This is a genomic window from Pseudoalteromonas sp. ECSMB14103 (genome assembly GCF_000813065.1).
Classification (GTDB): Bacteria; Pseudomonadota; Gammaproteobacteria; order Enterobacterales; family Alteromonadaceae; genus Pseudoalteromonas; species Pseudoalteromonas marina.
In genome coordinates, this window is record NZ_JWGY01000005.1 from 153,783 (window position 1) to 173,590 (window position 19,808).

At 40.5% G+C, this 19,808-nt stretch carries 20 protein-coding genes; 10 read left to right on the forward strand and 10 right to left on the reverse strand.

Annotated features, from left to right (window positions below; translation table 11 throughout):
- Positions 1–61 precede the first annotated feature (61 nt).
- Positions 62–2,644 (reverse strand): TonB-dependent receptor plug domain-containing protein, encoded by a 2,583-nt coding sequence (locus tag RF53_RS10430; protein WP_039037596.1) that lies wholly within the window; start codon positions 2,642–2,644, stop codon positions 62–64.
- 330 nt (positions 2,645–2,974) lie between these two features.
- The gene (locus RF53_RS19250; RefSeq protein WP_006791642.1) at positions 2,975–3,145 is read right to left on the reverse strand and encodes an oxidoreductase-like domain-containing protein; all 171 of its coding nucleotides are present in this window, start codon (positions 3,143–3,145) and stop codon (positions 2,975–2,977) included.
- A gap of 102 nt (positions 3,146–3,247) precedes the next feature.
- On the opposite strand from RF53_RS19250, the gene RF53_RS10435 reads away from it, so the two are divergent.
- On the forward strand, positions 3,248–3,670 hold the full coding sequence (locus tag RF53_RS10435; protein ID WP_033018928.1) for a hypothetical protein: 423 nt from the start codon (positions 3,248–3,250) through the stop codon (positions 3,668–3,670).
- An 88-nt stretch (positions 3,671–3,758) separates the two neighbouring features.
- On the forward strand, positions 3,759–5,123 hold the full coding sequence (locus RF53_RS10440) for a leucyl aminopeptidase family protein (RefSeq protein ID WP_039037679.1): 1,365 nt from the start codon (positions 3,759–3,761) through the stop codon (positions 5,121–5,123).
- A gap of 31 nt (positions 5,124–5,154) precedes the next feature.
- On the opposite strand, the gene gloA2 is transcribed toward RF53_RS10440, so the two are convergent.
- Together gloA2 and RF53_RS10450 are read right to left on the reverse strand one after the other, a co-directional pair.
- Positions 5,155–5,541: an SMU1112c/YaeR family gloxylase I-like metalloprotein gene (gloA2, locus tag RF53_RS10445; RefSeq protein WP_039037597.1), complete on the reverse strand. Its 387-nt coding sequence runs from the start codon at positions 5,539–5,541 to the stop codon at positions 5,155–5,157.
- A gap of 68 nt (positions 5,542–5,609) precedes the next feature.
- Positions 5,610–6,683 carry a ketoacyl-ACP synthase III gene (locus RF53_RS10450; RefSeq protein WP_039037598.1) on the reverse strand — a complete coding sequence of 358 codons (1,074 nt, stop codon included), beginning with the start codon at positions 6,681–6,683 and terminating at the stop codon, positions 5,610–5,612.
- A 153-nt stretch (positions 6,684–6,836) separates the two neighbouring features.
- Here RF53_RS10450 and RF53_RS10455 point away from each other — a divergent pair, with 153 nt between their 5' ends.
- The 6 genes from RF53_RS10455 (at position 6,837) to RF53_RS10480 (ending at position 11,160) form a co-directional block, all read left to right on the forward strand.
- Positions 6,837–8,141, forward strand: coding sequence for a metal-dependent hydrolase family protein (locus RF53_RS10455; protein ID WP_039037599.1), 1,305 nt, complete (start codon positions 6,837–6,839; stop codon positions 8,139–8,141).
- Positions 8,142–8,149: 8 nt separating this feature from the next.
- On the forward strand, positions 8,150–8,557 hold the full coding sequence (locus RF53_RS10460) for a nuclear transport factor 2 family protein (RefSeq protein ID WP_039037600.1): 408 nt from the start codon (positions 8,150–8,152) through the stop codon (positions 8,555–8,557).
- 54 nt (positions 8,558–8,611) lie between these two features.
- Complete coding sequence (locus RF53_RS10465) at positions 8,612–9,850, forward strand: ATP-binding protein (protein WP_200888048.1); 1,239 nt, start codon at positions 8,612–8,614, stop codon at positions 9,848–9,850.
- Positions 9,847–10,371, forward strand: coding sequence for a response regulator transcription factor (locus RF53_RS10470; RefSeq protein WP_039037602.1), 525 nt, complete (start codon positions 9,847–9,849; stop codon positions 10,369–10,371). Before RF53_RS10465 ends, RF53_RS10470 begins: the two co-directional genes overlap by 4 nt.
- An 18-nt stretch (positions 10,372–10,389) precedes the next feature.
- Positions 10,390–10,812 carry a thiol-disulfide oxidoreductase DCC family protein gene (locus RF53_RS10475; protein WP_039037603.1) on the forward strand — a complete coding sequence of 141 codons (423 nt, stop codon included), beginning with the start codon at positions 10,390–10,392 and terminating at the stop codon, positions 10,810–10,812.
- A gap of 69 nt (positions 10,813–10,881) precedes the next feature.
- On the forward strand, positions 10,882–11,160 hold the full coding sequence (locus RF53_RS10480) for a peptidylprolyl isomerase (RefSeq protein ID WP_004588770.1): 279 nt from the start codon (positions 10,882–10,884) through the stop codon (positions 11,158–11,160).
- Positions 11,161–11,239: 79 nt separating this feature from the next.
- Here RF53_RS10480 and RF53_RS10485 read toward each other — a convergent pair whose 3' ends face one another.
- From RF53_RS10485 to RF53_RS10510, 6 genes are all read right to left on the reverse strand, one after another.
- On the reverse strand, positions 11,240–11,587 hold the full coding sequence (locus tag RF53_RS10485; protein WP_006791652.1) for an energy transducer TonB: 348 nt from the start codon (positions 11,585–11,587) through the stop codon (positions 11,240–11,242).
- Positions 11,588–11,754: 167 nt separating this feature from the next.
- Positions 11,755–12,414, reverse strand: coding sequence for a DsbA family oxidoreductase (locus tag RF53_RS10490; RefSeq protein ID WP_006791653.1), 660 nt, complete (start codon positions 12,412–12,414; stop codon positions 11,755–11,757).
- Positions 12,415–12,521: 107 nt separating this feature from the next.
- The gene (locus RF53_RS10495; protein WP_039037604.1) at positions 12,522–13,742 is read right to left on the reverse strand and encodes a M24 family metallopeptidase; all 1,221 of its coding nucleotides are present in this window, start codon (positions 13,740–13,742) and stop codon (positions 12,522–12,524) included.
- A gap of 153 nt (positions 13,743–13,895) precedes the next feature.
- Positions 13,896–14,504, reverse strand: a complete 609-nt coding sequence (locus RF53_RS10500; protein ID WP_006791655.1) for a flavin reductase family protein — start codon at positions 14,502–14,504, stop codon at positions 13,896–13,898.
- 9 nt (positions 14,505–14,513) lie between these two features.
- Positions 14,514–15,242, reverse strand: a complete 729-nt coding sequence (locus RF53_RS10505; protein WP_039037605.1) for an SDR family NAD(P)-dependent oxidoreductase — start codon at positions 15,240–15,242, stop codon at positions 14,514–14,516.
- The gene (locus RF53_RS10510; protein WP_039037606.1) at positions 15,239–15,637 is read right to left on the reverse strand and encodes a thiol-disulfide oxidoreductase DCC family protein; all 399 of its coding nucleotides are present in this window, start codon (positions 15,635–15,637) and stop codon (positions 15,239–15,241) included. Before RF53_RS10510 ends, RF53_RS10505 begins: the two co-directional genes overlap by 4 nt.
- Before the next feature lie 120 nt (positions 15,638–15,757).
- Between RF53_RS10510 and ppc the strand changes: the two genes are divergently transcribed.
- Together ppc and cdd are read left to right on the forward strand one after the other, a co-directional pair.
- Complete coding sequence (ppc, locus tag RF53_RS10515) at positions 15,758–18,403, forward strand: phosphoenolpyruvate carboxylase (protein ID WP_006791658.1); 2,646 nt, start codon at positions 15,758–15,760, stop codon at positions 18,401–18,403.
- A 431-nt stretch (positions 18,404–18,834) separates the two neighbouring features.
- Positions 18,835–19,761: a cytidine deaminase gene (cdd, locus tag RF53_RS10520; protein ID WP_039037607.1), complete on the forward strand. Its 927-nt coding sequence runs from the start codon at positions 18,835–18,837 to the stop codon at positions 19,759–19,761.
- Positions 19,762–19,808: the final 47 nt, after the last annotated feature.

The following is a 19,808-nucleotide window of genomic DNA, read 5'->3' on the forward strand; positions in this document are numbered from 1 at the left end:
ACTATAAAATAAAAAAGGCGAAATGTCTTAACATTTCGCCTTAATGCTTTCATTCTAAAAATTAGAAAGTATACGTGGCCTTAGCGTAGTAGAAACCACCGTTAATACCGTAAGGAGATGTTTCGTAGTATTTACCACCCCAGTTATTATTTGGGATACCCGTTGCATCTTGGAAATCAAGTTTTTCAGCATCTTGGTCAAGTAAGTTTTGTGCACCTACAGAGAGGCTGATTGAATCGTTCACAAAGTACGTAATTTCTGCATCAAGCGTTACAGACGCGTCTGCAGTTTTAGCTGTTGCATCGTAATCTACGTGAACACCTTGATATTCGCCATAATAGTTAAGACGAGTAAACGCAGAGATTGACTCCCACTGTTGTGCCCACGTAAGTGTTGCACGGTGGTTAGGTAAGTCTTCCTCTAGGCGTTTAACTTTAAACTCACCCGTAATATCACTGAACTTAGTTACTTCAGTTTCATTCCAGTTGTAAGCAAGGCTAAACGTAGAGCTGCCGCCTAAAATATCTGCTGTATAGTTAGCTACAACATCAACACCTTGAGTTGTAGTATCAAAGTCATTAGTGAAGAAACTAACTTGCGCAAGACCTTCAACATTAGGTACACCCGCAGCTGAAAGTGTATCTTTGTCAGCTTGGCTAAGCGTAATTTTTTCAGATTGACTGATACGGTCTTCAACTTGAATGTTGTAGTAATCAACTGTTAGGAACAAATCGCCAAGTGTATAAACTGCACCAAATGTATAACTTTGCGATTCTTCAGGCTCAAGTTCTGTACCACCTAGTTGAACAGCGACTGGGTTAGTTGGTGGTAATAATGCAGAATCTCTTAACACACCGTCACTTAAGTTTGTTTGAACGTTACTAACGTTTGCTTGACCAACGGTTGGTGCACGGAAACCTGTGCTAATTGAACCACGAATATTTAGATCTTCAGTTACATGATACTGAGCCATTAATTTGTAGTTTGTTGTGCTACCAAACGAGTCGTAGTCTTCAAAGCGAAGCGCTAAGCCCATTAAGAAGTCTTCTGTAAATGGTGCTTCAACGTCGACAAATGCTGCGTAGTTACGGCGTGTAAACTCACCTGCTTGCGACGGTTTGAATCCAGGGAAGCCGTTTGAACCAATGCCAAAACCTTGCGCTGTTAATGGGCCCGCAGTGTATGATGCTTCATCACCTGAGATGATTGTAAATGTTTCTTCATGCCATTCTAAACCACCGGCTACGTTCACATCGTAAGCTAGGCCAAAGTCGTAGCCTTTAGATAGATCTAAATTAAAGTTTTTCTCTAACTGCTCATATTTACCAGGGCTAAAGTCGCGTGGTGTATCTGGACCTAAAGATGCATTCACCGTGTTGTAAATAAAGTAACGTGATTCATTTAAACCCACAGTACCACTCAGGTCATACAATACGTCCTTCATGAAGCCGTCTGTAAATTCACCTTTTGTACCAATGGTTAAAGAGGTATCAGTAATGTTGCCACCAAAGTTTGGTGTAAAACCACCCGGGATCATTTCGTTAAATGCAAAACAATCTGGATTGTTAGCTACACCGTTAATGTAAGCAGGGTCGTCTAAAACATTACCGTCTGTAATTGAAATAGTAGGACAGTTGGCGCTCATGTCGTCAGTTAAGTCTGCAACAAGAAGTGTTGCGCCATCATCGTTTGAATATACACCAGAGCGAGTATGCGGGTTACGGTAGTAAAAGCCACCACGTACATCGCGCTCAGAGTAGTTACCAAACATGTAAAATTGTGAGTTGTTTGTTAAGTCTAGGCCTATATTACCGAAAAGTGAGATGTCGTCATCAACTTCTGGTGCACCCCAAACTTGAGCAAGAGACGAAACATCTGGTACGCCTGCTGCTGCAAAACCTGCCGCATCTGGTCGCTGAACTGAACGACTCGTTGCATCTGCTGTTTTATATTGAAAGCTTAAGTTTGCAAAACCACTGTCTGTAAACGGTAAACCTACGTTACCAGAAATTTGAGTTGTATCGCCGTCGCCTTCAAAATATTGACCTTTACGAACTTCAAACTTACCGCCTTCTGAAGCGTCTTTTAATTGGAAGTTCATTACACCTGCAATAGCATCAGAACCATACTGAGCGGCTGCACCGTCACGAAGTACTTCTACTTGTTTAATTGCAATGCTAGGAATAACTGAAATATCGGCGCCTTGTGCACCATCGTTAATACCACCACCTAAAAAGGCGATTACAGATGCACGGTGACGACGTTTGCCGTTTAAAAGTATTAAAGTGCTGTCTGATGGCAAACCACGAAGGTTAGCAGGGCGAACTAGTGATGCTGCATCACTAATAGGGTTTTGATGAACGTTGAAAGAAGGAACTGAGCCTTTAAGAAGTTCTAGCATGTCAGTGTTACCTGACTTCTCTAGCTCTTCGCCACCTATGATATCAATAGGAACGGGTGAATCACCAATTGAACGTGGAGCTGAACGCGTACCTACTACAGCAATTTTCTCTACATTCTTATTAACTTTAACTTCGCTTTGTTCATCTGCTGCTATTGCAGAGCCCGAGATGAATAATCCGGCGGTGGTTGTTGCTAATGCAAATTTAATCGCTTGGTTTAGCGTATTATTTTTTAATTTCATTCTAAATTTCCCCAGTTAGAATAATTTTGTTTTAGTCGTACTTTAAAGCACGCCTTAATCATAATTGTGGAACGAACAGAGTGGTTTTACGCGATTGAAATATCGAATCAAAAGAGCGTAAATACTCACCTTCTGTTAACTCCTGAATACAGACTATACATAAAAAACAACAAGAGCAATTATTAATTAACTATTAAATAACAAAACTTTAATTAGGTAAAAAATCCAAAGGTGGTGCATTTTAGTGCTACTTATAACCATTTGTGTGCAGGTTAAGATATAATTGGGAATATTAATGCAGGTGGGGGAGGGATTTTCGAGGTTGGCTTTTTAAATGCCATCCTGTTTTTTTGTTTTAGTTTGCAAATTTGTTAATTTCCATGTTGCTAATTTTTCTCTATATTCATCCCACACACATGAATAACAATTGCCACTGCCGCAACATTCATCAGATTTTGGTTTTTCAGGTTTTTGTGGAATTTGAGTTGTTAAATCAGTCATAGTTAATACTTTTTGGCACTAGTTTGGTGCAAAGGATAAAGTATAGTCATAATCAAGTAAATTATTCTTTGTTAACCCAACAGCATGTGTGAAAATATAGAAATGCGATTATATAAAGTTATTCACCGTGCCCCTTGGCGTGTAGTAAAAATTAGTAAAAAGCGTCAGCAGCTTCGTTTTCGTCGCGCTATGGTGGCGCTTAAAATTGCACTTGCACAAGAAAAACAAGAAACTAAAGAGATGTTGGCCATATACAAGCGTTACACACAAGGGCAAACAAATAGTGCAGAGCTTAAACGAGCGAATGAGCAGTTTGTCGATATTTTAAAAGGCCTTGGATTGGGCGTATTTGCTGTGCTTCCTTTTTCACCTGTTACTATTCCACTTGTTGTTAAGTTAGGGCGGTTAGTGGGGGTGGATGTATTGCCCAGCTCGTTTAGCATTAATAAATCAATAAAAGAACTTGATAACGAAATAGAACAATCGCATCAAGAATCAGTTAAAAAAAATATACACAATAAATAACACTAAAAACCCGACAATTAGCGATACCTTTTAATAGTGCTTATTGATATCCTCATAAGAACAATTTTTACAAATTATGAGCTATTTAATGAGTGCATTACTTCGCAATACATCTTCTGGTATTCCTTTATCATTTATTCTTAAAAGCGAACTCTCTGATTGGCAAGCAAAGCAGCCTACATTTATTCAAAATTGGCTAAACAATACAGGCTTTGAAAAGCAAGGTTTAGCGTTAATTCCCGATAGCAATTCCGGGGAGTTGTCCCAAGTAATTTGTTTAATGCAAAGCCCAAACGACTTTTGGGCTGCTGGCAATTTGGCCAATACGCTACCAGTGGGTAGTTATCAAATTCAAGGTGACGATACGTTTATAGAGTTTGTGGCATTAGGATTTGTTCTTGGTGGCTACGAATTTAGTGAATACAAAGAAAAACCGACTGTTAAAGCCGAGTTGTGTATTGGCGATGAACAGCTTTACACGCGTATCAAACAGCAAGCGGAAGCTATTTTTTTAGCGCGTGATTTAGTAAACACGCCTGCCGTCGATATGATGCCGCAACATTTATCGCAAGTGATGGAAGATTTGGCTTCAACTCATGGCGGTGATTTTTCACAATGGATAGGCGATGAATTGTTAGAGCAAAACTACCCAACTATTCATATGGTAGGTCGTGCAAGCGAGAATAAACCGCGTTTGCTTGATTTAAAGTGGGGAGCAGATGATGCGCCACTAATAACGCTTGTTGGCAAAGGTGTTTGTTTTGACTCTGGCGGGCTCGACTTAAAGCCAAGCAATGGTATGCGTAATATGAAAAAAGACATGGGCGGTGCTGCGCATGTTATTGCATTAGCTCAGCTGATTATGGCTGCTAAATTGCCTGTCCGTTTGAGAGTATTAGTACCGGCAGTTGAAAATGCGGTGTCGCGAAATGCATTTCGCCCGGGCGATGTTGTAAAAACCCGCAAAGGTATTATGGTTGAAATAGATAACACGGATGCTGAAGGGCGTTTAGTTTTGTGTGACGCGTTAAGTGAAGCACAAAACGATAATCCGGAGCTTATTATTGACTTTGCAACATTAACAGGGGCATGTCGTGTAGCGTTAGGTACTGAGTTACCTGGTTTCTTTTCTACAGAGCGAGATATAGCAAATGGTATAATTGATGCAGGACTCAGTGTGAATGACCCTGTTTGGCAGTTGCCTTTATTTGAGCAGTATCGTGGATTTTTGAAAAGTGATGTTGCAGATATGGCTAATAGTGCAAGCACACCATTTGGTGGCGCAATTACCGCCGCACTTTACTTAAAAGAATTTGTAGAGCCAACCACGCCTTGGGTGCATTTTGATGTGATGGCATGGAATTTACGTGCGCTGCCAGGTCGCCCTGCTGGCGGTGAAGCACTTGGCATTAGAGCCGTGTTTAACTATTTGCAAAACCGCTTTAATCATTAATTACCCGTAAAACATTAGCGCTATATGAAGCTTAAACTTCATATAGCTCTAGCGGTAAATCATCTGGGTCGGCAAAAAAAGTAAATTTTTTACCTGTAATTTCATCAATTCTAATCTCTTCAACTGCCACACTTTTACTTTCTAAATATTCTTTTGCTTTAGTTACATTGTCGACTTTAAACGCTAAATGGCGTAAGCCTTGTGCTTCCGGGTAACTAGGCCTTGAGGGCGCACCCTCAAACGAAAACAACTCAACTTGACTACCATCAGGCATTGCTAAGTCTAACTTATACGAATTACGCTTTTCCCTATGATGCTCGTTAATAATGTTGAGTTTTAAAATTTCACTATAAAAATACTTAGAGCGAGGATAATTACTGCAAATAATTGCAGCATGATGAATACCTAAAAGCTCCATAAACTTATTTTCCTTAAATAAAAAACGCACTAAAAAGTGCGTTTTAATTATACGTTTTTAAAGCAAGCTTATTCAGCGTCTTTACATGCTTTTACAGCTGGCGCCACAAGCTCTAAACCTGTTTGGGTGCAAGGTGCTAATTGTGCGTCGCTAACGCTAATTGGAGTTACACGTACGCCCCATTTTATGTAGCTTGCAGCCCATGTTAAACCCGCGCCAAAAGCCGCAGACATAATATTTGAATGAGGCTTTATTAACCCTTGTTCAACTGCTTCACATAGCGCAATAGCAATGGTTGCAGCTGATGTGTTGCCATAATCTGCAATGTTAACCATTACTTTTTCATCAGGTACTTTTAAACGGTGCTGGATTGCCTGAATTATGCGTAAATTAGCCTGATGTGGTACTAGTACGTTTATGTCGTCTAGGCTTAAATTAGCTTGCTCGAGAACGTCGTCACAGGCTTCACTCATACCTTTTACGGCACGCTTGAATATCTCTCTGCCTTCAAATAGCAGATCAGACGGGCCAATGGGTTCATATTTGTTCAAATCACTACCAAAGTTAGTAATATGAAGAATGTCGCGGTCTTCACTATCGCACCCTGTTTTAGTGCCAAGTAAACCTGCCGGAGTTTCTGCAGCTTCTAGTACAACAGCACCAGCGCCATCACCAAATAGTACTGCACTGTCGCGGCGCGCCCAGTTTACATACCAAGTCATTCGTTCAGCAGCAATAACGACCGCTTTTTTGATCATGCCTGCTTGAATTTGCGCAGTAGCAGCTTGTAATGCGTATAAAAAGCCAGAACACGCAGCATTCGTATCCATGGCGGCTGCGCCTGTTGCGCCAATATTTTTTTGCACTTGGGATGCCGTATTTGCAACAACTGTTGAAGGCGTACAGGTTGCAAGTATGACAAGATCAATGTCTTTTGCGTCAATACCTGCGCAAGCAAGTGCGTGTTTTGCTGCAACAGTTGCCAGCTCTGCCGTGCTTACATGGCTTACACGGCGAGATTTGATGCCAGTACGCGTGGTGATCCACTCGTCGGTGGTATCAACTATTTCGCTAATTTCATCGTTGCTAATACTTGCTGGTGGTATGCATTTGCCCCAACCAGTGATATGTGCGTATGGCATAGTGTGTTCTCTTAAGGTGGTATAACTTCAATTTATTACCGGCAAGTTATACCAAAATTCGACTTATAAGACTAGTTTATAGCATGCTTTGTATCGTAAATATTCGCTATTAAAGGTTTTTTAGAGTAAAGCTAGTATAAAAAAGGAGCATGTATGAAAACAGCACTCACAACATTATCGTCAATTGTATTGGCAATGTTCGTTAATAATGTAAACGCAGCACAATCTAAAATCATTTACGCAGGTAGTTTACTTGTAGCACCTGAGCAGGCATTAAAAAAAGAACAAACCTTAGTTGTTACCAATGACAAAATAACGGCTATTAAAGAAGGTTATGTATCAAAGTCAGTACTTAATTTACCCGATGCTGAAATAGTTAATTTAAAAAACCAGTTTGTTATGCCAGGTTTGATTGATATGCATGTGCATGTAACTTTTGAACGTGACGCTAAAGCAAACCCACACCGTTGGGCTACAGAATATGAAGCCGATTATGCGCTTCGTTCTATTAAATATTTACAGCGTACGCTTGATGCCGGCTTTACGTCGGTGCGTGATTTAGGCAGCGACTATCAAGTTATTTTTCCGTTAAAACGCGCAATTGAACGACAAGACATTGCAGGACCTCGTATTTTTGCAGCGGGTAATACAATATCGCCAAGCGGCGGTCATGCTGATATGCATGGCTACAGAAAAGACATAACCGATGTTTTTAAAACGACATTAGGCATTTGTAATGGCGCTGACGATTGCCGCCGTGCTGTGAGAGAAGTTATTAAAAGTGGTGCTGATGTAATTAAAATTACTGCAACGGGTGGTGTGTTGAGTAATACCGCAGCGGGAGTGAATCAACAACTCACTGATGATGAGCTGTCAGCTATTGTAGATACAGCGCATCATTTAGGGCGTATGGTAACAGCGCATGCCCACGGAACAGAAGGAATTAAAGCAGCACTTAGAGCTGGGGTTGATTCAATAGAGCACGGGTCTTATTTAGATAAAAAAACAGTCGATTTATTCAATAAAACGCAGGCCTATTTAGTTCCCACACTGCTTGCTGGTGCCACGGTAAGTGAAGAGGTACTTACTAATCCTAATATGCCAGCGGCAATTGCGAATAAAGTGCGAGAAGTAACGCCTAAAATGCAGGCATCGTTTAAGTTAGCGCTTAAAAACAAGGTAAACATTGCCTTTGGTACCGACTCGGGTGTATCGCGTCATGGTCTTAATGCAAACGAGTTTGGTTTAATGGTTGATAATGGAATGAGTGAGGCGCATGCAATAAAGTCAGCCACAGTGTATGCTGCTAAATTGTTAGGGCAAAGCCATCAGTTAGGCGACTTGAGTGTTGGTAAGCAAGCAGATATTATCAGCGTAAATGGTTCGCCACTTGAAGACATAAACGTACTTAAAAACGTGCAATTTGTTATGAAAGCAGGGCAAATTTACAAGCAATAGGGAAGCACATGAGCAGCAAAATTAAAGCGTCGTTGTTTAATCATTTAATTGAGGCTGAGCGTCAATTACTTGAGCCTGAAGTTCGCCAATCAGAACGTGCACTCGACGCTTTACTCGACGATGAGTTTATCGAAATTGCTGCTAATGGCACGTCGTTTAATAAATACCAAGTACTCACACGCCTACCCACAGAGGTGGTGCCGCAGTTTTATAATCAGCATTTTAAAGGCCGAATGTTGAGTATAGATGTGGCGCAAATAAGTTATCAAGCAGCGTATAGACGTTCGGCACGTGCCGAATTTAATTATTCACTTCGCATGTCGTTATGGCGTAAAAATAGCGCGCAGGAATGGCAAATGGTGTTTCATCAAGGCACACCGTGCGCTGCTTTTACAATTTCAATGGACGACGAGTAACGTTTTAACTCAACTCATTTTTATATATTAAATTGGAAAATCATTGTTTTGTTAATGCAAACTGATCCAACTATTAGCCGTTTACTTATGCTTCGAAGCGGCGCTATTGCAGTACAATTAATTGCAGTATTAAGTGTTTATTTTTTACTTGATTACCAATTGGCATTACTGCCCTTACTTGGTGTTATTACTTTAGAAGCTGCGTTTCAATTAGTCAGTCTATTTGCTTACCGAAATGTTAGTCACGCTAAGCCCTCGGTTATGCTGATGCAACTCACTGCTGACGTTTTGTTTTTAACTATTTTGCTTTCTTTAAGTGGCGGCGCAACTAATGCATTTGTGTCGTTATTATTACTGCCCATCATGATAGCAGCGGTAACACTACGTGAAAAAGGCTTAGCCTATATTGCTTTGCTTGCCATTGCTGCATACAGCTTTTTGTTAATAAACATGCCCGATCACAGTATGCATCAAATGAACATGAGCGGTCATTTTGTTGGCATGTGGGTTAATTTTGTTTTAAGTACTAGTGTAATAGCGCTTGTTATAGGGGCTATGAGCCGTGCACTAAAAGAACGCGAACGTGTCATTGCTAAAGCACGAGAAAAACAATTACGAAATGAGCAGTTAGTATCACTTGATGGCGCAGCAGCACAAATAACTCATCAGTTAGCAACACCGATAGCTAACTTAAAACTGTTGTTTGAAGAGCTATTAGAGGAGCAACCAAACAATATTATAGTTAAACAGATGCAAACCCCACTTGAGCAATGTCGAGAGCAACTTAATAGTTTTAGAGCGCTATCGGAGCAAATACGAGTTAACAACGCTAAAGATCAAATAACCATAACGCAATTACAAACAGCTATTAACGATACCTTTGTATTACAGTACCCCGGTCAACATATTAAATGGTCTACACCTTCCATTAATGCGATTCTTTTAAGTGACGCAATGTTGTTACCAGCTATATTAAATTTGTTGCAAAATGCGGCTATAGCAAATCAAAAACAAGGTAAAACAGAGCTTGAGTTAAGCTGGGAGCTTAACCAGCAAGATCAATGTATAGACTTATTAATCCGTGATTTTGGCTATGGGTTTACGCCCTCACAACTAGCTGAACTAGGGGGGCAGGTAATGCCTAGCGAACAAGGCATGGGTTTGGCCGTGTTGTTATCTAACGTCACGTTTGAGCGACTAAATGGCTCACTAACCTTATTTAACCATAAAGAAGGCGGTGCCGTAGCAAAGGTACAATTAGCTATTATTAATAGTGAGCAAGCAGCACAATGAAGTTACTGATAATTGAAGACGATATAAATTTAGCCAGTACGCTTGCTAGGCGTTTAACTAAGCAAGGCTTTATATGTGACGTTGCGCATAATCAAAGTGATGCGTTACTTCGTGCGCGCCAAATAGTACCCGACTCTATTTTATTAGACATGAAACTCGGGGACGACAATGGCTTAATGCTTATAAAGCCACTGCGCAACTTATTAGAAAATACACATATAGTCTTATTAACTGGGTTTGCTAGCATTGCCACTGCGGTTGAAGCAATGCGCTTAGGGGCAAACGATTATTTAACTAAACCTATTGATATGGCAACATTATTAAAAGCACTTAATAACGAAACAAGTGAGCTTCAAACGAGTATTGATGATGCTGTTATGTCGCCTGAACGCTTAGAATGGGAGCATATTCAGCAAGTGCTACACAGTAATGATGGCAATATATCGGTCACAGCTAGACAATTAAATATGCATAGACGCACATTACAACGTAAATTACAAAAAAAGCCGGTTCAGCAGTAACCGCTTAAGGGATACAAAATGAGTGATGATGCAGCCACACTAATGCGTAATCGCAAAATTATATTATTCGATGCGCAGTGTAAATTATGCAGTGCGTGGTGTAATTTTATAATTAGTAACGATACCAATGCCATTTTTAAATTATGTAGCGTGCAATCTCCAAAAGGTGAAGTGCTATTAACTCACTTTGGTTTTTCAACTACACAATACGCCTCTATGGTGTACTTACAAAACGGCAAAGTGTTCACACAAAGCCATGCTTTTTTTGAAGTAGTGAATCAGCTTGGTTACCCTTACAAATTAGCCACTATTTTTAGTGTTTTACCTAATACCTTTAATAATTGGCTGTACGATAAAATTGCATTAAACCGTTATACTTTATTTGGAAAATATCAGTATTGCCGTATCCCTTCTAAAAGTGACGAACTTCACTATTTATAAAGCCAATTAGATGCCCTCAAACAGTAGCTGTGCTAAAATCGCCGCGTTTTAAATTATCAGGGCTTTGAAATGGCAAGTACAGCGCACGCACTCCACATATTGGTTAAGCACAAAGAAATAGCAGAAGACATTATTAAGCAATTAGGTAAAGGTGCAAAATTTCAAACCTTAGCTAAAAAATATTCGTCGTGCCCATCGGGTAAAAAAGGCGGTGACTTAGGTGAGTTTAGACGCGGGCAAATGGTTCCGCAGTTTGACAAAATAGCCTTTAATGGCGCTATTTTAGAGCCACACCTAGTTAAAACTAAATTTGGCTGGCATGTTATTAAAGTGCTTTATCGTACTTAGTTTATTTTTAAGTATAGAAGTAACTTTAGGTATATAAATAAGGCTGCAATGTGCAGCCTTTTTTAGTTTTAGTTAGTTATTATTTTTCTAAATTGAAATCTATAGTCATTTCTAAGTCTTCATCAACTACTGCAATACCATTAACTACTTTAGGTGCGTAACGCCATTTAGAAAGAGAGCGAATTGCAGCTTTATCAAAAGTTTTAACAGGCTCAGCTTTGATCACCTTAATATTAATTGGCTTACCAGATGTATCTACATCAAAAGACATTGTCACGCTACCTTCTATCTTTTCACGGGCGTTTTTAATTGGATATTCCGGAGGACTCGGCATTATAAGCGTAGAGTGAGGGCTATCAGCTAAAGGTGTTGTCGAACATGCAGTTAAAAGAAACAGTGAAGTTAGTGTTGTAATTATATATTTCATTATAAATCCCTTTATAGGTACTATTATTGATTTGTTAAATGTAGTTTCTATAATGACACCAAAAGAGAACGAAGGTAAATAACAAGTTTGTATTATTTTTGAACTCATAAATATATAAGAAAGGCTGCAATGTGCAGCCTTTTTTTGTTTTAAAATTTATTTGTATATCAAGCGTCTTGCTTGGCTTCTTCTTCGCTAATTTGTTTTAGTGCTTGAATAAATGAGTCGCTTGGTTGTCCGCCAGTGAGTGCGTATTTATCGTTTATGATAAACGTAGGGACTGAGGTAATACCCATTTGTTTAAAGTTATTTTGCTCTTGGCGTACAGCTTGAACGTATTTATCTGAGTGCAAAATATTTCGGGCTTCTTCTTTATCAAGGCCAACACTTTCGACAACATCAAGCAGAGCGTCTTCTTGGTTTAAGTATTTTAAATCAGTGAAGTGCGCTTCAAAAAAGGCGAGTTTTAACTCGGTTTGCTTACCTTCTTCACGTGCCCACATTAATAAACGATGCAAATCAAAGCTGTTGATCATGATACGTTTGCCATCAAAGTTAAACGTAAATCCAGCACGCTTCCCTGCTTCGAACATGTTTTTACGATTTTCATCGCCTTGTTCTTCAGTTAGGTTGTACTTTTGCATTAAATGTTCGTTTAAGTCTTGCCCCTCAACTGGCATATCTGGATTTAGCTCAAAAGGATGCCATGTAATATCTGCACTCATTTCGTCTTTAAGTTGGCCAAGTGCTGTCTCAAGGTTTTTATAACCTACTACACACCATGGGCACATTACGTCTGACACGATATCAATTTTAAAATTTTTCATATTCATCCTTCTGTGGATTGCTTTTGTATAAAAGGGATATTGGGATGAACTGGACTTTATCAACGAATAAAATAAAAAGAGCAGCTAAACAGCTGCTCTTGAAGGAATTAAGCGTGAAGCCCAAATGGGTCGTCGATAGTGTGGCTAGGCTCTGTAAACCAATGCGGACCGTTGTCGGTCATATAAAAATGATCCTCTAAACGCACCCCAAATTCATCGGGTATCACTAGCATTGGCTCGTTACTAAAGCACATGCCTGGGGCAAGTGGGGTTTTATCACCGCCAACTAAGTATGGCCATTCGTGAATATCTAAACCAATACCATGGCCAGTGCGATGCGGGCAACCCGGTGTTTGGTACTGCGGGCCCAGCCCTTGAGCCGCTAAATAGTTACGAGCACCTGCGTCAACATCTTCGCATGTAGTACCAATGTTTGCGGTGTTAAATGCGGCCAGTTGTGCTGCTTTTTCGTGATCCCAAAACATGCGCTGTCGCGGTGTTGGTTCACCAAATACATAGGTGCGGGTTATATCTGAAAGGTAATCGTGTACTTTACAGCCAGTATCTATTAATACCATATCGCCTTTTTTAAGCACTTGCGCATCTTTAACACCATGTGGAAACGACGTTGCTACACCAAACAGTACAATGCAAAAATAGTTGCCCGGAGCACCTACTTTTTGATGCGCTTTTTTTATAAAGGCTTCTACTTCTGTGGTGGTAATACCTTCGTAAAGCATACTCGCAGTGGCTTGGTGAACGGCTAAGGTCATGTCCATTGCGCACTGCATAAGTGCTAATTCGTTAACTGATTTGTGCATGCGGCAATGTGCAGTAACGCCTTGCGCATTGATTATATTTAATCCTTTTTGCGCTTTGTTAATACCATCGAATATAAAAAACTGTGCGCTTTCATCGATGCCGATTGTGGCGTCGTCACTAATGTTTAGTTGCTTTAATACGCTAACAAATAGCGCATAAGGGTTTTCGTGCTCTTGCCAGCCGTGTATGGGCCCTTCAACCACTTTAAAGCCATCTAGAGTACCAATTTCAAAATAAGGTGCAATGTACTGTACTTCACCAATCGCAGGTAAAATTGCGCCAACCATACGTTCACTCGCATACCACTTCATACCCGTAAAGTAGGTGAGGTTGGTCCCTGCATTTAGGTAAATTGCATCAATGTTATTAGCTGTCATATAAGCTTGTGCTTTTGCTATACGTTCAATGTGTTCGTCAGTCTGAATAGGTGTTAACGATTGGGTCATATTACTTAAGCTGGCTAATGCTTGCTCTGGGGTTTGCGTGCCAATACCGATTGTGCTCATGGGATTCTCCTTGGAATTTTCGCTATTGTGCGCAATGCATTTCTAAAATTCAATGTTCTGCGATCAGCAACATCGATTGAGATTTTGAGTGCGTTGGGGTTGAGTTGGCTTATGTGTTTGCCGTGATAAAGGGGTGAAATACACCCCTAAAAGTTATTTTTTTGCGTAGGGAAGGCGCGTTAATTTATTTGCTGTGTGGTAGCTGTCAAGGCCTGTAACCGCGACAGTATCAATGGCTTGTAAATCTAGAAATCCATCGCTTTGCAGAGCGGTTTCATCTAAATACACATCGACAATTTCACCAATCACTAGTTCAGTTCCGTTAATTTCAAGATGTTTACTTTCAACAAATTTTACTGAGTATTTTAAGCGACTCTCTTTGACAAAAGGAGCCGAAAACTCATTTAAGTACTCAGGTGTTAACCCTGTTTCCTCAAATTCGGATTCGTCTTTGTCGTAGCGTGCTGAGGTTTGATGCGCTTGTTTATAAATAGACTTATTTACCTGATTGATAGTGTAAACACCTGTTTGTAATATATTTTCAAACGTATGGCGCGGTACACTGTGTGGGCGCATTATCATACCTACGAGGGGAGGGTGAGCACCCAAATGAATAACCGAACTAACAATCGATAAATTAGTGTTGCCTAGTAGGTCTTGTGTGCCTATTAGGTTTGCACTTTTAAACCCAGATAACGAGTTTATTAAATGTGTACGAGTACGTTTTTCAAGTGCGTCGATACGCGCTTTAGTAAAATGCATTTTAAATCCTTACCACGGTATAGTTGAGCCTTGCCAATCTAAATAAGCTGGCTCGCCATTTAGTTCTAAATCAGGGTTGTTATTTGTTAAGTCAAAAAGTTGGTGAGCTACAAATTCAGGTGTAAACAATTTGCCTTCGGGTACATTTTTTTGAAAAGGCTTAGACAGGTCTGTGTCAGTTGTACCAGGATGAAATAGCACAAGTTTGGTGTTCTTTGCACGACGAGCAAGCTCTACTGCGGCAGTTTTAAATAACATGTTAAGGGCTGATTTAGATGCCCGATAAGTGTACCAGCCTCCCATTTTGTTGTCGTTAATACTACCTACTCGTGCACTTAAGGCAGTTATAGTGCAGTGCGTTTTATGATTGATTAAAGGCAAAACGCTTTGTAAGCAGAGCAATGGGGTAAGCGTATTTGCGTTTAGTAATAAATTAAAATAATCAGAGTTGATGTCTTCAAGCTTTTTTTCTGGCATGTGCTCGGAGTTATGTAACTTACCGTTGAACATTATTACCTGGTGTATGTCGGCTTGCTCATCTTTTAAATATTGAGTAAGGCCAAATAAGCTGTCAGTAGAGTAATCAGTATTGTAAAAAGTAATGTTGTTACTGTCTTGTGGAACATGGTTACTTGAACTGACGCATATGATGTTAAATTCAATTGTTTGGTTTTGAAGGTGCTTTACGTAGGCTTTAGCAATCGCGCTACTAGCGCCAAAAAGAATAATTGTCTTCATTTTTTTCCTTTTGATTTTATGGCGCACTGGCCGTTGTTGCACTGGGTATTTGGCATTAAAAACCTACTAATAGAGTGCCTATGTTTTGCAAAAAAAATATAGCCCCAATCTGCAAAAATACGAATAACAGGCAAGCGAAAAATTTTCAACCAGCGGTGTTTTCCAACTATTTTCCACGCTTGATACGTTACGTCTAGCCCATAAATTATCTCGCCATTTTTTAGTTGCGCTTGTAGGTATGTAAGTGCTTGGTTTTTGTTTATATGCCTGTAGCGCTCGCTAAAATCAGCAGCATTTAAATCCTCGAGGGTAATTAAGCTGTGTTTATCTGCTTGTTTTAACTGTTGCATTTCAGTGCTGCAAAGGGGGCAGTTACCGTCGTAAAAAATGATCATACCAATGCTTTGTGATTATTTTATCTATACTTTTTTACGACATGACATTGCAAATGGATCTATTAAATATGCGCTCTTAATGATATTAATAGTCCTCCATGAAACAAAGGAGACTGAGAAATGAGTGAACAATATGCCGCCCTGCGAGGTAATGTAGGTCTACTTGGACAATTATTAGGTCAAACTATAAAAGATGCCCAAGGCCAAGCAATTTTAGATAAAGTAGAAGAAATTCGCGCTTTATCAAAATCTTCTCGCAGTGGTAATGAAGACGATCGCAAGGCGTTAATTGAAGTATTACATGCGCTTAGTGATGAAGAGCTTTTACCGGTTGCCCGTTCATTTAATCATTTTTTAAATTTAGCCAATGTGGCAGAGCAGTTTCATACTGTATCGCGTTTTAATGACGCTGGTCTTGGCCAGCAAAACCCTCTCACTCAAACATTAAAAACGTTAGCCGCTAAAGCACAAGAAGGTCAGTTAGACTCTAACCACCTTGCTGACACACTCTCAAAACTCCACATTAATTTAGTACTAACGGCCCACCCCACAGAGGTTACACGCCGTACCATTATCAACAAGCACGTAGAGTTGAGCGATTGTTTAGCATCGCTTGAGCGAAAAGATAACTTGGAGCATGAGCGCGAAGCTATTTTAAATAGAATTGCTCAGTTAATAAGCCAAGCGTGGCATACAGACGACATTCGTCGTTCGCGCCCAACGCCTGTTGATGAGGCTAAATGGGGGTATGCAGTTATTGAAAATAGCCTTTGGCATGCTGTACCGCGTTTTTTACGTGAGTTTTCGGAGCATGCTAAAGAGCAGTTAAGTCTAGAGCTACCCATTGACTACAGTCCTATTGAATTCACTTCTTGGATGGGTGGAGACCGAGACGGTAACCCATTTGTTACTGCACAGGTTACTTCACAAGTTCTTGACCATGGTCGCTGGATGGCGCTTGATTTATATAGCCGAGATATTGATACGTTATGCGCTGAGCTATCTATGTCTGACGCTAGCGACGAACTCATTGAGTTGGCAGGCCAAGACTTTGAACCCTACCGCACTGTGCTTAAAAAGCTTAAAGGCGAAGTGTCTGAAACAGTGGCACATTTAGGTGCAAAAATTAAACACAAACGCACTGATGCACAAGATCTTGTTACTGATATTAACCAGCTCAAGCACCCAATTGAGGTATGTTATCGTTCATTATTAAAATGCAACATGAAAGTCGTTGCCGATGGCTTACTGCTTGATTTAATGCATCGTTTAAACAGCTTTGGCCTGCGTTTGGCAAAATTAGATGTGCGCCAAGATTCATCGCGCCACAGCGATGTTTTTTCTGAACTTACGCGTTATTTAGGGTTGGGGGACTACAACCAGTGGCAAGAGCAAGACAAGCAAGCATTTTTACTAGCAGAGCTTAATTCGCGTCGTCCGCTTATTCCTAAACATTGGCAGCCAAGCCCTGATGTACAAGAAGTGCTCGACACCTTCGATGTAATTGCAAAGCAAGATGAAAAAACATTTGGTTTGTATATTATTTCAATGGCACGCACTGCATCCGATATTTTAGCTGTACAGTTACTTCTTAAAGAAAGCGGCTGTAGTTTTGAATTGCCAGTTGCCCCATTATTTGAAACATTAGACGATTTGAATAATGGAAGCGACGTGATCACGACGCTACTCGATAATGTGTGGTATCGCGGCCATATTCAAAATACGCAAAATGTAATGATTGGTTATTCAGACTCGGCTAAAGATGCCGGTATGATGGCAGCAGGTTGGGCCCAATACGAAGCAATGGATAAACTCGTACAGCTTGCAGACGAGCGCGGCATTGAACTTGTGTTATTCCACGGCCGAGGAGGGACTGTTGGTCGAGGTGGTGCACCGGCTGCACAAGCACTGCACTCGCAACCGCCAGGCTCACTTAAAGGTGGTTTACGGGTAACAGAGCAAGGCGAAATGATACGCTTTAAATTTGGTTTGCCAGATGTAGCACTACAAAGCTTAAATATATATGCAGGGGCAGTACTGCAAAGTAACTTATTACCACCGCCAGAGCCTAAGCCGCAATGGCGCGAAGTTATGAAGCTTATTAGTGAGCAGTCGTGTGAGCATTACCGCAATGTTGTTCGCCACGACGAAAACTTTGTTCCTTACTTTAGAATGGCAACGCCAGAATTAGAGCTCTCTAAACTTCCGCTTGGCTCTCGCCCTGCAAAACGCAACCCTAATGGGGGCGTTGAAAGTTTACGTGCTATTCCATGGATTTTTGCATGGAGTCAAAACCGGTTAATGTTGCCTGCTTGGTTAGGTGCGTTAACAGGCTTAAAAAAGGCACTAGACCAATATGGCTTAGAAACACTAAACGAAATGAGCCTCAATTGGCCATTTTTTAGAGCTCGTTTAGAAATGCTTGAAATGGTATTTAGTAAAGCCGATAGCTGGTTAAGTGAGCACTATGATAATGCGCTGGTGGAAGACATGTACAAGCCATTAGGTGTAACGTTGCGAAAAGAGCTTGAAGAAGCCATTGAGCTTGTGCAGTCGTTAAGCCCGCAAAAAAGCTTACTTGCTGCTCAGCCTTGGATAAAAGAGTCGATTAGTTTACGAAACCCATACACCGATCCGCTCAATGTATTGCAGGTTGAATTGCTTCGCCGTGCTCGCTCTAACGAGGAGCACAATGAAGGTGATATCGATAATGCATTAATGATCACCATGACAGGTATTGCTGCGGGTATGCGTAATACCGGTTAATCGTTAACGTTTGTTATTTAGCAAGGGAACACGCCGTGTTCCCTTTTTTGTGTTTAATAACCTAGGCCTGTTTATCTTTCAGGGTTAAATTTTCAGCAGTGTATTTGGTGCTTAGGCAAGGCAGCGCCTATGTAGTGTGTTTATTCCCGTTAAATAGGCGATAACGCAGCATGAATACCAAACACGCGTTGCCCGAAGGTTCGCCCTAGGTGCGATTAGCTCTTTGTTGCCTACATGGATGAAGTTAAGGGGTATGAGCAGGGCGAGGAAGCTTTGCTCGGTTTTTACTTAGCCCACTAAGGTACAAACCTCGCGCCACGATTAAATCGTCTCTAGTTTGAACAAGTTTTAAGCCTGAAAGGTCAACAGGCCCTAGCAATTTGGGTCTTAACCTTTTAAACTACTTAGCCATTGAATAATTAAAATACATTATGGCTTCAGCAACTTTTACTGTACAAGAAGATACAGCCCTTACAAATTCTCATATCACGTTAAACGTAGCGCAAACAGCGTCCTTACGTAGCCAATTAAAGTCGCAGCGCGGCATATTAAATGCAAACAACATTGAACAGCTTTGCAAAGAGTTTAATGTTTCAGTCGATTCATTGTTACAAGGTTTAGTACCTTTAGCGTCTGAGTTTTCAGTAGCTCCAGTATCACATTTTCATGTGGGTGCTATTGTCAAAGCTCTAGATGATCAGCAACAAGTTAATTTTTATTTTGGCGCTAATGTAGAGTTTGATCACCAAGCACTGAGCCTCGTTGTTCATGCAGAACAGTCTGCCATTAATAATGCTTGGTTAAATGGTGCTAAAAAAATTCTTAAAATTGCTATAAGCGACGCTCCGTGTGGCTACTGTCGCCAATTTATGAATGAATTAGCCGATGCGAAAGAATTTGATATTTTACTTCCAAGTCAACATTTTAAATTGGCAGAGCTATTACCTCACTCGTTTGGACCAACCGATTTAGGTAACGAATTTAGCTTGTTTAACCCAAAGCCTCAGTTTGCGGTTTTTGATGACGAACAGATTGAAGAGACCTTTGCTGGCTTTGCGCTAAATGCATATGTACCGTACAGTCAAAATTTTAGTGCAGTCAAGGTAAGTACATTTGATAATGGGGATTTTTACGGCAGTTATGCAGAAAACGCAGCCTATAGCCCAAGTTTATCGCCTCTGCAAAGTGCGTTGAGTCAGTTCTTTTTAGCCGGCCTTAGTTTTGATAAAGAGACGGTGAAAGGCATCACACTTTTAGAAACTAAAGGGCACGAAAATCAAGCGGGTGTTTCGAAGGCGGTACTATCGGGATTTACTGATTTGCCAGAGCTAAAAATAATTAGTGCAGCGCTTAAGTAGAGTCAAAAAAGCACAGCTAATAAGCTGTGCTTTTACATATTAATTTT

Bases quoted from the DNA above. Each gene is read 5' to 3' on its own strand.
- RF53_RS10430 (WP_039037596.1), bottom strand. From the start codon at position 2,644: ATGAAATTAAAAAATAATACGCTAAACCAAGCGATTAAATTTGCATTA.
- RF53_RS19250 (WP_006791642.1), bottom strand. From the start codon at position 3,145: ATGACTGATTTAACAACTCAAATTCCACAAAAACCTGAAAAACCAAAA.
- RF53_RS10435 (WP_033018928.1), top strand. From the start codon at position 3,248: ATGCGATTATATAAAGTTATTCACCGTGCCCCTTGGCGTGTAGTAAAA.
- RF53_RS10440 (WP_039037679.1), top strand. From the start codon at position 3,759: ATGAGTGCATTACTTCGCAATACATCTTCTGGTATTCCTTTATCATTT.
- gloA2 (WP_039037597.1), bottom strand. From the start codon at position 5,541: ATGGAGCTTTTAGGTATTCATCATGCTGCAATTATTTGCAGTAATTAT.
- RF53_RS10450 (WP_039037598.1), bottom strand. From the start codon at position 6,683: ATGCCATACGCACATATCACTGGTTGGGGCAAATGCATACCACCAGCA.
- RF53_RS10455 (WP_039037599.1), top strand. From the start codon at position 6,837: ATGAAAACAGCACTCACAACATTATCGTCAATTGTATTGGCAATGTTC.
- RF53_RS10460 (WP_039037600.1), top strand. From the start codon at position 8,150: ATGAGCAGCAAAATTAAAGCGTCGTTGTTTAATCATTTAATTGAGGCT.
- RF53_RS10465 (WP_200888048.1), top strand. From the start codon at position 8,612: ATGCAAACTGATCCAACTATTAGCCGTTTACTTATGCTTCGAAGCGGC.
- RF53_RS10470 (WP_039037602.1), top strand. From the start codon at position 9,847: ATGAAGTTACTGATAATTGAAGACGATATAAATTTAGCCAGTACGCTT.
- RF53_RS10475 (WP_039037603.1), top strand. From the start codon at position 10,390: ATGAGTGATGATGCAGCCACACTAATGCGTAATCGCAAAATTATATTA.
- RF53_RS10480 (WP_004588770.1), top strand. From the start codon at position 10,882: ATGGCAAGTACAGCGCACGCACTCCACATATTGGTTAAGCACAAAGAA.
- RF53_RS10485 (WP_006791652.1), bottom strand. From the start codon at position 11,587: ATGAAATATATAATTACAACACTAACTTCACTGTTTCTTTTAACTGCA.
- RF53_RS10490 (WP_006791653.1), bottom strand. From the start codon at position 12,414: ATGAAAAATTTTAAAATTGATATCGTGTCAGACGTAATGTGCCCATGG.
- RF53_RS10495 (WP_039037604.1), bottom strand. From the start codon at position 13,742: ATGAGCACAATCGGTATTGGCACGCAAACCCCAGAGCAAGCATTAGCC.
- RF53_RS10500 (WP_006791655.1), bottom strand. From the start codon at position 14,504: ATGCATTTTACTAAAGCGCGTATCGACGCACTTGAAAAACGTACTCGT.
- RF53_RS10505 (WP_039037605.1), bottom strand. From the start codon at position 15,242: ATGAAGACAATTATTCTTTTTGGCGCTAGTAGCGCGATTGCTAAAGCC.
- RF53_RS10510 (WP_039037606.1), bottom strand. From the start codon at position 15,637: ATGATCATTTTTTACGACGGTAACTGCCCCCTTTGCAGCACTGAAATG.
- ppc (WP_006791658.1), top strand. From the start codon at position 15,758: ATGAGTGAACAATATGCCGCCCTGCGAGGTAATGTAGGTCTACTTGGA.
- cdd (WP_039037607.1), top strand. From the start codon at position 18,835: ATGGCTTCAGCAACTTTTACTGTACAAGAAGATACAGCCCTTACAAAT.